This is a genomic window from uncultured Cohaesibacter sp. (genome assembly GCF_963556055.3).
In the GTDB taxonomy this organism is placed as follows: domain Bacteria; phylum Pseudomonadota; class Alphaproteobacteria; order Rhizobiales; family Cohaesibacteraceae; genus Cohaesibacter.
The window spans coordinates 1-12,881 of the sequence record NZ_CAUVYE020000033.1 but is presented as its reverse complement, the minus strand read 5'-3'; the positions used below and the strand labels follow the sequence as shown (position 1 = coordinate 12,881).

The following is a 12,881-nucleotide window of genomic DNA, read 5'->3' as shown; positions in this document are numbered from 1 at the left end:
GGCAAGGAGACAGGACCTTCCTTTTCTTGCAAAGTCGCAATCATGAAGAACAATTCTTTTTTCGCCTATTTTCCGCTTGCTCTGGCCACTCTTTGCTGGGGGGGCAATGTTGTCATCGGGCGAGCGGTGCGGGGTGATTTGCCGCCTTTGGGACTATCATTTTGGCGCTGGCTCTTCTGCTGCCTCATCCTTCTCTTCTTCACGGCCCCGAAACTGAAACAGAATTTACCCGTTATCAAAGAGCATTGGAAATTACTGCTGGCCATGGCGGCAACTGGCATTTCTGCGTTCAATCCCCTGCAATATCAGGCTTTGCACAGCACAACGGCAATCAATACCACGCTCATTCTGGCCACCTGTCCGGCAATCATGGCGCTGCTCTCGATGATCATTCTGAAAGAACGGATCGGTCTGGCCCAGATTGCCGGCATTGTGGTATCCTTTGTTGGCGTCGCGATCGTGATCACCTCGGGGGACCTGTCGAAACTGGCCAGCCTTCATTTTTCCATGGGCGATGTCTGGATGATCTGCGCGGCAATTGTCTGGGCGCTTTATTCCATTACCGTCAAGATGCGTCCCCCTGCCCTTGATCCTCTCGTCATGCTGATGGTGATCACGGGCGTTGGTGCGCTCATCCTGCTTCCACTCTATATCTGGGAAACCTATACCTATCAGGCTGTTACGATCACTCCGACCAATGTCGCCGCGATCATCTACGTGACGTTGATCGCCTCTCTGCTTGCCTATGTGAGCTGGAACAAGGGGGTGGGGATGATCGGCCCCTCCAAGGCCGGTGTTACAATTCACCTGATGCCCGTGTGGGTCGCGATTCTGGCCTACTTCTTTTTGGGCGAACGGCTTCAGAGCTACCATTTTCTCGGCATTGCCTTCATCGCACTTGGAATCGTGCTGAACAGCCGCAGGCCAAACCTGCGACAACATGGCTCCGCATAAACCCTTTTTCAAAAGATTTTATCGCTTGAAAGACCCTAGACACCATAAAGCCGCACAATATATAGTTCTTGCGGCATAAAAAGAAATTTCCATTCGTAATAACAGAGCAGACATACGGCAACGAATGCCTGATGTCCGTGTTTTCGCGAAATTGGCGTGAATGCTGATTTGAAAGGACTCTCGACTAAAGACTTATGCGCAAATTGCCGCTGGAGCTGTTTCTTTTAAATCCGTGAAAATTCCGTAATATTAGATAGTTAATCGCATATTACCCGAAAAATTTCACGACAGAAAAAACCAAATGCGAATTTGCTATCCGCATTTGATCCATATCTATGTTCATTGGTCGGATCCATTATTAATGTTCTGGTATCTATGACCTGGAGGCTGCACTATGAATATCAACACAATCAACTGCGAACCCATCTCAGGCCAGAAACCGGGAACATCTGGGCTTAGAAAAAAGACCCGGATTTTCATGGAGCCGGGATATCTGGAAAATTTCATCCAGTCGGTTTTTAATGCCATTGGCGGCGCTGAGGGCAAGACATTTGTAGTGGGTGGAGACGGTCGTTATTTCAACCGCAAGGCCATTCAAATCATTTTGAACATGGCAGCAGCCAACGGCGCTAAAAAGGTCATCGTGGGACAACGCGGTCTCCTGTCGACACCGGCAGCTTCCAACCTTATCCGCAAATACAAGACCGACGGTGGGCTCATCCTCTCAGCCAGTCATAATCCGGGCGGGATCGATGCTGATTTCGGTATCAAATACAACGTTCCCAACGGTGGTCCGGCGCCGGAAAATGTCACTGAAGCAATCTATAAAGAGACCTGTTCGATCAAGTCCTACAAAATTCTGGAAGGCGAGGTTGTCGATCTTGGTTCTATCGGAGCCAAACAGTTGGGCGACATGGAAGTCCAGGTCATAGACCCTGTTGCCGACTACAAGATCCTGATGGCGTCGCTGTTTGATTTTGCAGCCATCCGCAATCTGTTCGCAGGCGGATTCACGATTGTCTTTGATGCCATGCATGCGGTCACCGGCCCCTACGCCAAGGCGATTTTCGAAGACGTGCTCGGCTCTCCTGAAGGCACTGTGCTCAATGCCGAACCCAGTGAGGATTTCGGCGGTGGTCACCCGGATCCGAACCCGGTCTGGGCCAAGAGTCTTGTGGACCTGATGATGTCGGACAAGGCTCCATGCCTTGGTGCTGCCTCCGATGGCGATGGCGACCGCAACATGATTCTGGGCCGCAACATCTATGTCACTCCATCGGACAGTTTGGCCGTGCTTGCAGCCAACGCCCATTTTGCCCCGGCCTACCGCAACGGTCTTTCGGGCGTTGCGCGCTCCATGCCAACCAGCGCGGCCAGTGACCGGGTGGCGGCAAAGCTGGGAATTGATTCCTACGAAACCCCGACGGGATGGAAGTTTTTCGGCAATCTTCTGGATGCGGACAAAGTAACCATTTGCGGCGAGGAGAGCGCCGGCACCGGATCGAACCATGTGCGTGAGAAAGATGGCCTGTGGGCGGTTCTGCTTTGGCTCAACATTCTTGCCGAACGCCGTCAGCCGGTTAAAACCATCATGGAAACCCATTGGGCGAAATTCGGTCGCGACTATTACTCCCGTTACGATTATGAGGCTATTCCGTCCGACATTGCCAGCGAGTTGATGGATGATCTGAGAGGCAAGCTTGATACATTGCCGGGCCAGACATTTGGCAAGCTGACTGTCAAGAAGGCCGACGAGTTTGCCTATAATGATCCGGTTGATGGCTCTGTCAGCACCGGTCAGGGGATTCGCGTCTGGTTCAATGGCGATGCCCGTGTTGTCTTCCGCCTGTCAGGCACCGGCACTGAAGGGGCTACCTTGCGTGTCTATCTCGAGCAGTATGTCGGCACCCATGGCAAGCATGACATGGATCCGCAACAGGCTCTCGAACCGCTGGTATCGGCCATGCTGGAAATGACCGGCCTTGAAGCGCGCATTGGCCGCAAGGAACCGGACGTCATCACCTGATCACCGATGCGGCCCCTCACCGCGCGATCAGTCACAGCGTTAAGGCGGCACCATCTTGGGCGCCGCCTTTTTCATGGCGTCTTGGGGGGAGGTTTACCATTTGTCTTTGCGGCGCATGCCCGGCGGGTCCGGGATTGCGCCATTGTGGTCAGCCCACTTTGCGGACTTCCATAAGAAATTTCTGCAATTCCTTGCGCAAATCTTCCAGATTGCTCTCCTGCTCGACCAAATGCTGGGAAACGGCCAACACCTCTTTGGCGGCATTCTCGGTGGTCGTGGTTGCCTCTTTCACTTCCGTCACGCCTTTGGAGACATCACGCGTACCGGCTGCGGCCTCATCGATATTGCCGGCAATCTCTTGCGTGGCGGCACTTTGCTGCTCCACAGCGGCCGCAATTGCAGCAGAGATTTCACTCACCTTTTCGATGGTTGAGGAAATCTCCTCGTTTGCCTTCACGGCTCGCGATGTTGCCGATTGTAGTCCGTTGATCTGGTCCGAGATCTGCTCTGTAGCCGCTGCGGTCTGGGCGGACAGATTTTTCACTTCCTGAGCAACGATGGCAAAGCCCTTGCCTGCCTCGCCTGCGCGAGCGGCCTCAATCGTGGCATTGAGGGCCAGTAGATTGGTCTGGGCAGCGATATCGGAGATCAGCGAGACGACCTCGCTGATCTGCTGCGAAGCATTCGAGAGACTGGCGATCTCGCTGTTCATTTCGTGCGAACGCTCGACGGACTGAAGCGTGATGCCTGTGCTGGAAACAACCTGTTTGTTGATTTCGGAAATGGCCTTGTTCAGCTCGTCAACGGCCTCTGCGATCGACTGCATGTTGGCCGAGGCCTCTTCTGCACCTGAGGCAACCAGCAAGGATTGCTCCTGCGCCCCGAAGGATGCATCGGAAACCGCCCTCGATGAACATTGAAGATTTGTGATCATCGTGGTCATGGCACCCACGATGTGATCGAGTTCACTTTCAAACCGCTCACCCATTTCGCTGAAACGATCGTGGCGTCCCTTGATCTGCCAGGTGGCGCGGTTGATGCTTTCGGCCGCTTGCTTAAAATTGCCGACCATGCCCTTCTCGACGATCAGGCGGAAATGCTGGTTGCGGGAGACATAATCAAGACAGGCCTTGGACTCCCTGATATAGGCATCCGAGCGGTCGATCATCTGGTTGATCGCATGCAGCAGCTCGCCCAGTTCACCCCTTTGATCGATATTTGTGATGCGGGCCTCAAAGTCCCCACTGGCAACGGCCTTGCAAACCTCGGTCGCCTTGCTGATTGCTGCTTTGTTGCTAACAAAACCCATCGGTATCCCTCTCAAGGAACGTGTTTGATCGTTATTCTTGTTATTCTTGTTATTCTTGTCAGCTCTGGCGAAAAGACTTCCCGGCAAGCTGTTTCCCTTGTCCGGCGCCCGTCAGCTAGCGATAGCCACGTCGGCGTCTTTGCCCCAAGGTTGCGATAAACTCGTCATAGGCCAGTCCACGCTCTGCCAGCACGGCATCGAGTATCTTCATACCGGCCTGCATTCCATCCTTGCGATTGACAACGGACTGCTCGGCTTTGCGCAATTGCTCATAAAGAGGCAACACATGCTCACTGAGGATCCTGCGATCCGGAATCCGACGATTGGAATGATAACCGGCAACCCGCCCATTGCCGTCGAAGCTCGGCGTGACATGGGCGAAGACCCAGTAATTGTCCCCGTTCTTGCAACGATTGTTGACGTAGGCGAAGATCTCCTTGCCACTTTCGATGGTGCTCCAAAGCAGATTGAAAATGGTTCTGGGCATGTGAGGATGACGGATCAGGCTATGTGGCTGTCCGAGAACTTCCTTTTCCGAATAGCCCGAAATCTCCAAAAAGGTCTTGTTGGCGTAAGTCAAGCGCCCCTTGAGGTCGGTCTTGCTCACGATGATGTCATCCTCGCCAAAATGTCTTTCAACACCGGTCAGCGACGCTTCTGTCGACATTTATACTCACACCTCTATTTGACTATTACTTCGAAGCGCACCGACACCTCGATTTAGTCCACTATGCATAATTACCAATGTTAGTTTGCACTAAGCAAAGTTAAGACTATCTAAATAGCTGAAATATAATTTTGTTCATTTCTAAACTACTGCGATCAGTTTGATTTTATTATGTTTATTTTGCATAATTCAATCCAAATACCATCCTGTTTTGGCCGAACCGTTGCAATAATCGCCTTAGTAACAAAGTATTATTCAAATACACGATTAGCAAAAACAAGTAATTTTGTATTTTGTGTCTAATTTACAGAATCTACATTGTCTATACATTACTCACCAACCGGCCAAAGAGGCCGCCGGATCTGATCAAAGATGCTGACTCTAAAGAGAAATTCGGCTATTCGTGAAGGGCCGATGTCTGCTCGATCAGAAGACCATGATCAGGCAAGAGCCATATGATCCCGAAATGAGGTTCCTTGTGGCTGATTGCCCTGAGCGGGCCGTAACGAACTCTGTCAGGACGCGATCACCAGGATGACAAAACTTCATTTTGACACCGCATTTTCACCGAACCATGGCAAAGCCATCTCTCTTGGTCCAGGCGTTCGGCGGCTGACTTGCAACAATCCAAGTCCTTTCACTTTTCACGGTACAAACAGCTATATTGTGGGCGAAGGTCATGTCGCGGTGATCGACCCCGGTCCTGACGACGAAACGCATATTGCGGCCCTGATCGAGGCGACAAGGGGAGAAACGATCAGTCATATCCTGATCACCCATAGCCATGTCGATCACTCTGCGGGCGCAAGACGCCTGAGGAAAATCTGCAAGGCGCCGATTTTCGCAGAAGGGCCGCACCGCCCGGCCCGTGACCTCCATCAGGATGAACGCAATCCGCTGGATGCAGAAGGTGATGCGGATCTCGTGATCGACGAGATCGTGGGTGATGGCACCCTGATCAAGGGCAATGGCTGGACGCTTGAAGCCCTGCATACGCCGGGACACACAGTCAATCATCTCGCTTTTGCCTTTCCCGATGAGACGGGCCTGTTTTCCGGCGATCATGTCATGGCGTGGTCGACGACAATTGTCGCGCCACCCGATGGGTCGATGCATGCCTATATGGACAGTCTTGAACGCCTTATGGAACGCAATGATGCCGTTTACTGGCCGGGCCATGGTGGTGTGATTTCCGATCCCACTCCCTTTCTGGCCGGCCTTCGGGCGCACAGGCAAAGCCGTGAACAAGCCTTGATCGCCCGCCTTGAGGCAGGAGAGGAAACAATCCCGGAGATGGTGGCAACCGTCTACAAGGATGTTGACCGCTCGCTACATGGAGCGGCGGCCCTGTCGATGTTTGCGCAGATGGAATATCTTCTCGCTCGCGGTCTGGTGGTGTGTCTGGATGAAACAGCAACCATGACAGCCCGCTACAGGCTTGCCTGAAAACGGCGACCGGATTGCGCTCGGGCACCGGTCGAACTCGCCACGCTGCACCGGCCTCGCCGCGCAGCAACAGCACCGGTCAGGCTCCACCAGCACCGGCCAACGGCCCCGGCGTTCCCATCATGTGTCAGGAGCACGCCGATGCTCGCCAAGCCCACCGATTGAAACAAGGAGGCTATCCGGACGACGATTTGGGTCCCAGATCCTTTGGTCTTGGTCTTGGCAGCGGGCCCTGCTGCAACCGCCGCAGGCGTTCCAGCTCTTCAAGCTTCAACTCGTAGCGCTGAACCCCCTGATCTATACGACTCCGCACATCGACCAAGAAACTCTTGATCCTGCCAGCATTCAGGCCGAAATCCCTTGGCCCCCACAAGGACGCCGAGCGCATATCAAGAATCGTCGTTTCCTCACCGTCAGACCTCAGCCGAATCGACATGACATAAACAAGGCCGGTAATGATTGACCGGGTGGAAGCTTCAAATTCGCTCTCTTCGGTATTTTCCGTTGCCTCGTCGGCCCTCAGGACGTTCCATTTCCGTTTTGCCAGTTCATCGGCAATCAGCATTTGCATGAGAGCAATGGGCTGATTGACCTCAAGGCTTTCCAGCTCTGGAAAGGCCAACGCCTGCTGTTCGCGTTCGGCCAGACTGGCAATGGTCAGATCATTGTCCTGATCCTGTCGCAACTGCCAGGCGACAGTGAATTCGGGTGGATCAACCGGGTTGGTCGAGAGATCGGAAAAGGGAGGCGTCGTGAAATAGAAATAGGCAAAGACCGCAGCAGGCAAAAGCACGAACAGGCTGCGCACGAAAGCGCCCCATAGCCATTTCCCCCCTTTCATGCCCTTGAACCAGATACCGGGGAACGCAGCCCAACTTGTCAGGATCGACAAGGTCGCCATCAGAACGGCAGCAGCAAAACAATACAGGGCAATGGAGGGATGAAGTCCGGCAAAGCGCATCAGCAAAAAGGACAAGATGGCCACCGGAGCAGACAGGCGGGCCTGCCACAAGGCCAGCTTGGCGAGACGGGAAGTTTGGAATTTATATATGCCTGTCATCGCACGATTCGTCCTGACCCCTAGCTGGCATCCATGTCACCGGGGCAGCTTAAGACCGATTGCCACCAATCTCAATTGCCCAGCGCCCACCGCACACAAAAAACCCCAAGGCGTCATCCCTCGTAATTTCTGCGGAGAGAGACTGAGAGCGCATGAAGGCCGAAAAGCTGCAAAACGCCCTTCAAGCCGCGTTTAGGTGGTGCGCGCCAGCTCCTTCAATATGCAACAACACTATGATTTAAATTCATTTTTTATCTTCTTAACAAGAGTATTGTCCCTCACGTCGCAATATCTGAAAGGAGAATTGATCTCATGATGTACCATGCATTATTGTGCCCTTTATGATGAAAAACATCGATTATCTTTCCCTTGACGGGCGCTCTCTTTACATGATCAAGCTGATCTATGAGCATCGCTCTGTCACCGAAGCGGCCAGATTGCTCGGCGTAACGCAGTCATCGGTCAGCCATTCCCTTGACCGGTTGCGGGGCCTGCTGGGCGATCCGCTGTTTCTGAAAGTCGGGCGCTCCATGGTACCGACTGAGCGGGTCGAGTCGATGATTGATGAGATCGAGCATATCATCAGCGGGATCGAGACACTCTATCGTCAGGCGATTTTCGATCCGGCAAAATCCAGCGACCGATTTTCGATCGTCTGCAATGACTATGAACATGATCTGCTGGTCCCGGCGATTTTCAAGCGGCTGAAGCAAGAAGCCCCCAATTGCTCGCTCAAGACATATCAGCTCAATCTCGGCGTGGCGGATCCTCTGGAAAAAGGCTTTACCGATCTCGAGCTTTGCCCCTATGCCCCCGCGGATTCCTCGGATCTTGTGGTCAGCAAGCTCTGTTCGGACCGCATGATCACCTATTACGATCCGAGCATGCGGAACGCCCCCGGTTCGCTTCACGATTTTGTCGATTCAGACCATGCGATCCTGTCCTGGGACGTCAATGAGAGTACCGCTGTCGACAAGGCGCTGGCAAAGCATGGGCTGTCACGGCGCGTGTCCTATCTTGGCCCAAGCTTCACATCGGTTGCCATGGTCATCAAGGGAACGAAAATGTTGGCAACGGCACCGTCTCGGCTGGCACATTCGATCTTTCGCGATCTCGCATGGGTTGAAGCGCCCTTGCAACTCGATCCCGGTGAGTTCCACATGGTCTGGCATATTCGCAATCGACACTCGCCACGGCACAAATGGTTTCGCGAGTTGATAAAAACCGTGGCAAAGGAACTGCCCGAAACGAGCGCTGCCTGTGAGCATCTGCGCAAAGGCCGGGAACAGACGCAAGCCGATACCAAGCATCCAGAAAGCTCGCAAGACGCCAAGGGTGGCCCGGCCTAGGCAACTTTTTGGAGAGCAATGTGCCCGAGATCATCCTCAACCGTGCGGTTCGCGCCGATTTTGCAGACATTGCCCGCCTGCATGCCGCAAGTTGGCGCAGCGCCTACAGCAACCACTTGCCGCGCTCCTATCTGGAAAGCCGCGTAGAGGACGACCTCAATGCACTGTGGGCGGGTTGCAAGATCGGAAAAGATGATATCGTCCTCTTGGCCAGAGATCGGGCCAGCCAAGCCCTTTTGGGGTTCATATCCGTCTGGTGTCGCCCCCGCCCCTTTATCGACCATTTACATTGCGATCCATCCAATACGGGCCGGGGCATCGGCGGTTTGTTGCTGCGGGAGAGCTTTTATCATCTCGACAAAAATGGATATCAAGATGTGTATTTGACTGTTCTTGTCGGCAATGACAGAGCAAGGCGGTTTTACTTGCGCAAAGGAGCCGAGCCGGACAAGGTCAGCAGAGAATGGATTTTTCAATATCCAGTCGATGTTGAAACACTCAAGTGGACAAATATCGGAAATCAGCTCTGATTTTGGCACAGGTGCTGTAATTCGAAATAGTTTCTTTACCACAACTGCAATTTCCTCGAATTCGTCATTATTGCCTAAAATAACGCCACAATCAGCTACAATTTCACCGAGCAAGTGACAGCTCTAAAAAAATTATTGGCAATTTTGACTATACTTTATTGCATTCAAAAACATCTATAACTCAAAATCTTGCTCCGTTATGTTAGTTGAGACTAGCAACTTAAACTATTATTTACTGCTCAAGGCGTTTAATGCGATCAACTTGTGGGTGATCTGGATTCAAGTGGAGGGTTAAAAGGCGGGAACGGGTCTATTCATTCCTATTTTTTGCTGACCTTGCGACGATTCATGTCGTTACTCACCGGGCGAAATCAGAAGCCAGAAACTGATAGTATTTGTTGGGAAGAGAATCATGATCGGGGTTAACCCTGAAGGTGATGCACGGGCAATTTTCAACGCAACAGACATCGATAAGCTGACAATCCCGCTTTGGGTGTTTGATGCAGACAATTCTCGCGTCGTCTGGGCCAATCAAGAGGCTTGCCGTTTGTGGCAGGCGGACTCTATGGAAGAACTGTGCCTGCGTGACTTGAGCGCCGACATCAGCTCTGCCGTGAAAGAACGCCTTCAGCAATACAAGAACAACACCCCTGATACTGATCGTACATTTCACGAACTGTGGACCCTTTACCCCGAAGGGGTTGCCCGGACCTATCGCATCGCCATTTGTGGCCATGAGCTGCCCGACGGACGCATGGGACTGCGCATCGAAGCCCTTGCCGAATCGAAGGAAGCACCGGTACAGCTTCGCAGCGCCGAAGCGCTCAACCACATCAAGATAGGGATTTCCCTTTTTGATCTCGCTGGCGAACCTCTCTATTCGAATGTGGCCGCTCACAAGATGTATGGCAGCGCCTTGCCCAGCCTCAAGCAGCGCTTTGTCAAGGATTCGGACTATCATTTCATTCTCTCCAGCATTCAGGAAAGCGAGTCGGCCTCCAAGATCTGCCAGGTTCAAACCTCTGAAGGCAAACGCTGGCATGAGCTTTCAATCATGCGCTGTTTTGACGGTCCGACCGGCAAACCTGCTTTCATGTTGTCAGAAACCGATGTGACAAAGCTGAAGGAAAAAGAGGCCAAAGCCCGTTATCTGGCGCATTTCGATCTGCTTACCGGTCTGCACAATCGAAATTATGTCAACTCGCATTATCCGGCGATCATTGAAGATGCGATCGAGAATGAAGAGCGTCAGGTCATCATGGTGATCGATCTTGATCACTTCAAATCGATCAACGAGACCTTGGGGCATTCTACCGGCGATGCACTGCTGCGGCATGTCGCGAAATCCTTGCAGCGCTTTTTCGGCAAAGACGCCCATATCGCGCGGTTGGGTGGCGACGAGTTTGTCATTGTTGCGCCCTTCACATCCAGTTTCCTGCTTGACGAGCAGTGCCAGGCCATTCTCACCGCAATCACCACAGAGTGCCATGCCGATGGCCATCTGGTGAATGCCAATGCGAGCATCGGTATTGCGCTCTGTCCTGAACACGGGACAGATCTGCCAACCTTGCTTCAACATTGTGATCTGGCCCTGCATGATGCCAAGAATTGCGGGCGCGATACCTATCGTTATTATCGCCCCTCCTTGCAGAAGGCAGCCATTGCCAAACGCAATCTGGAAAATGATCTGCTGGCAGCCATCGAGCGAAAAGAATTCCGGCTCTTCTATCAGCCCCGCGTGGACTGTCAGAGCCAGCAGGTTGTCAGTGCCGAAGCCCTCATCCGGTGGCAACATCCGCAACGCGGACTGATTTCGCCCGGCGAATTCATCGAAGCGCTGGAGGATACCGGCCTTATTCATCAGGTTGGTGACTGGTTGATCGAACAGGTCGGGCTTGACCAGCAGTTTCTGCAAAGGAACGGCCATTGCTTCCCGATTTCGATCAATATTTCGCCGAAACAGTTTGAGCGGAGCGACTTCGTACGTCGGCTCAAGATGGGGCTTGCGCGCAGCCATTGCCCGGCCAAATATATAGAGATCGAAATTACGGAAAGCATGTTGATGGGAGTCGGATTTGACGCCAAGTCAGTGCTGATCGATCTCAGAAGAGAAGGCTTCTCCATCGCTGTTGATGATTTCGGCACCGGCTATTCGAATCTGGCCTATATTCAGGAATATCCGATTTCCAGCCTGAAGGTCGACCGGTCTTTCATCAATATGATCGAAGACCAGAGTTCGGTCGTCAATCTCATCTTGTCCCTGTGCCGTCTGATCGGCGTCACAGCCGTGGCGGAAGGCGTTGAGAATGTGGATCAACTGGCCTGGTTGCAGATGAACCACTGCGATCAGTATCAGGGCTTTTTCTTTTCTCGCCCGATTCCATTGGACGACATGCTCACCTTGCTCAACAGCTCTCACAGCAGCTCGATGCAGCATTCCATACCGGACATTCTTGACGCTGAAGTCATCTGGGCCTGATCCCGATCGCCTCTTTTCTCGTCATTTCTATCCTCGGCATATTTGCGATGAGACCCTCCCGATAGTTTTTGCGAGGAATTCTCATCCATTGGAAGGATAGGGCTTGCGTGTATTCGGCTTATGATGCATGTAGAAATAGCCCCTTTGAGCGTAAGAGAGCAAAAAGTTGATGCCTGATCCGTCCAGAAGCGGTGAAAAAATCTATGGTCTCGCATTCAGCGAAATCCAGGATGCCGAGAGTGTTGAACAGGCCGTCTTTCTATTGCGCGACCGGTACGAGCTAGGTCATGTCACCTATCATTTGGCGCAGACCATCACGGGAAAAATCCAGATCGACAATCCATTTGTCCGCACGACTTACCCCGCCGAGTGGATTGCCCGATATCTGACAAAGGGTTATGTCAAGGTTGATCCGGTCATCCTGGAGGGACTGAGACGAAGCCTGCCCTTTGACTGGTCGACGATTGACGTCTCTGACGCATCAGCGGAAATGCTGCAAGACTCTCAGGCCCATGGTCTTGGGGCGCAAGGCTATTCCATTCCCATCACCGACAAGGTTGGGCGACGTGCCCTGCTCTCTCTCAATTCCAGGGTCGATGAAAAGAACTGGTCCAAGCTCGTCAAGGCCAACAAGCAGGATTGGGCAGATCTTGCCCAGACACTGCATAAAAAGGCGGTTTTCGAGCAGTTCGGGGAAAGCGACCCGATCCCGGCCCTGAGTCGTCGCGAGCTGGAAACGCTTCATTGGGCAGCCGAGGGCAAGGACCACAAGGAAATTGCCAAGATCATCGGCATTTCAGACCATACTGTCCGCACCTACATGCGCTCGGCGCGGCACAAGCTTGACTGCGTGAACATGCCCCACGCGGTTGCCAAGGCCATCAAGCTCCATCTCATACGGACTTGACCTTCGTACATATGGGTGAAGCCATATGTGTTCCTTCATCTATGCGAATTTTCAAACGTCCCGTTTCGGGGCACTCTGTCGGCATCAGATTTGCCGATGGAGCACGAGATGTTTGTAACAATCGAAGGCAATGAATATCAGCAAAACTCGATCC

General features: G+C 52.8%; 11 protein-coding genes. 7 read left to right on the top strand and 4 right to left on the bottom strand.

Annotation, left to right across the window (positions count from 1 at the left end; all coding sequences use genetic code 11):
- Positions 1 to 42 precede the first annotated feature (42 nt).
- Entirely contained in the window at positions 43 to 954 is a 912-nt protein-coding gene (locus ACHZB8_RS21850; RefSeq protein ID WP_316863427.1) for a DMT family transporter, read from the top strand.
- A 394-nt stretch (positions 955 to 1,348) separates the two neighbouring features.
- Entirely contained in the window at positions 1,349 to 2,980 is a 1,632-nt protein-coding gene (locus ACHZB8_RS21845) for an alpha-D-glucose phosphate-specific phosphoglucomutase (RefSeq protein WP_316863426.1), read from the top strand.
- A gap of 148 nt (positions 2,981 to 3,128) precedes the next feature.
- Here ACHZB8_RS21845 and ACHZB8_RS21840 read toward each other — a convergent pair whose 3' ends face one another.
- Both ACHZB8_RS21840 and ACHZB8_RS21835 read right to left on the bottom strand, forming a co-directional pair.
- Positions 3,129 to 4,289, bottom strand: coding sequence for a HAMP domain-containing methyl-accepting chemotaxis protein (locus ACHZB8_RS21840; protein WP_316863424.1), 1,161 nt, complete (start codon positions 4,287 to 4,289; stop codon positions 3,129 to 3,131).
- A 115-nt stretch (positions 4,290 to 4,404) separates the two neighbouring features.
- Positions 4,405 to 4,956 (bottom strand): PAS domain-containing protein, encoded by a 552-nt coding sequence (locus tag ACHZB8_RS21835; RefSeq protein ID WP_316863422.1) that lies wholly within the window; start codon positions 4,954 to 4,956, stop codon positions 4,405 to 4,407.
- 534 nt (positions 4,957 to 5,490) lie between these two features.
- On the opposite strand from ACHZB8_RS21835, the gene ACHZB8_RS21830 reads away from it, so the two are divergent.
- On the top strand, positions 5,491 to 6,402 hold the full coding sequence (locus tag ACHZB8_RS21830) for an MBL fold metallo-hydrolase (protein WP_316863421.1): 912 nt from the start codon (positions 5,491 to 5,493) through the stop codon (positions 6,400 to 6,402).
- 175 nt (positions 6,403 to 6,577) lie between these two features.
- On the opposite strand, the gene ACHZB8_RS21825 is transcribed toward ACHZB8_RS21830, so the two are convergent.
- On the bottom strand, positions 6,578 to 7,462 hold the full coding sequence (locus ACHZB8_RS21825) for a DUF1499 domain-containing protein (protein ID WP_316863419.1): 885 nt from the start codon (positions 7,460 to 7,462) through the stop codon (positions 6,578 to 6,580).
- Positions 7,463 to 7,803: 341 nt separating this feature from the next.
- Here ACHZB8_RS21825 and ACHZB8_RS21820 point away from each other — a divergent pair, with 341 nt between their 5' ends.
- Positions 7,804 to 8,811 carry a LysR family transcriptional regulator gene (locus tag ACHZB8_RS21820; protein ID WP_316863418.1) on the top strand — a complete coding sequence of 336 codons (1,008 nt, stop codon included), beginning with the start codon at positions 7,804 to 7,806 and terminating at the stop codon, positions 8,809 to 8,811.
- Here ACHZB8_RS21820 and ACHZB8_RS21815 read toward each other — a convergent pair.
- Complete coding sequence (locus ACHZB8_RS21815) at positions 8,808 to 9,095, bottom strand: hypothetical protein (protein ID WP_316863417.1); 288 nt, start codon at positions 9,093 to 9,095, stop codon at positions 8,808 to 8,810. The genes ACHZB8_RS21820 and ACHZB8_RS21815 overlap by 4 nt on opposite strands.
- Here ACHZB8_RS21815 and ACHZB8_RS21810 point away from each other — a divergent pair.
- The 3 genes from ACHZB8_RS21810 to ACHZB8_RS21800 all read left to right on the top strand — a co-directional run bounded on the left by ACHZB8_RS21810 (position 9,018) and on the right by ACHZB8_RS21800 (position 12,727).
- Complete coding sequence (locus tag ACHZB8_RS21810; protein WP_394706247.1) at positions 9,018 to 9,341, top strand: GNAT family N-acetyltransferase; 324 nt, start codon at positions 9,018 to 9,020, stop codon at positions 9,339 to 9,341. The two genes, ACHZB8_RS21815 and ACHZB8_RS21810, sit on opposite strands and share 78 nt — an antisense overlap.
- A gap of 412 nt (positions 9,342 to 9,753) precedes the next feature.
- Complete coding sequence (locus ACHZB8_RS21805; protein WP_316863413.1) at positions 9,754 to 11,820, top strand: bifunctional diguanylate cyclase/phosphodiesterase; 2,067 nt, start codon at positions 9,754 to 9,756, stop codon at positions 11,818 to 11,820.
- Positions 11,821 to 11,989: 169 nt separating this feature from the next.
- Positions 11,990 to 12,727: a LuxR family transcriptional regulator gene (locus ACHZB8_RS21800; RefSeq protein ID WP_316863412.1), complete on the top strand. Its 738-nt coding sequence runs from the start codon at positions 11,990 to 11,992 to the stop codon at positions 12,725 to 12,727.
- The last annotated feature ends 154 nt before the right edge of the window (positions 12,728 to 12,881 follow it).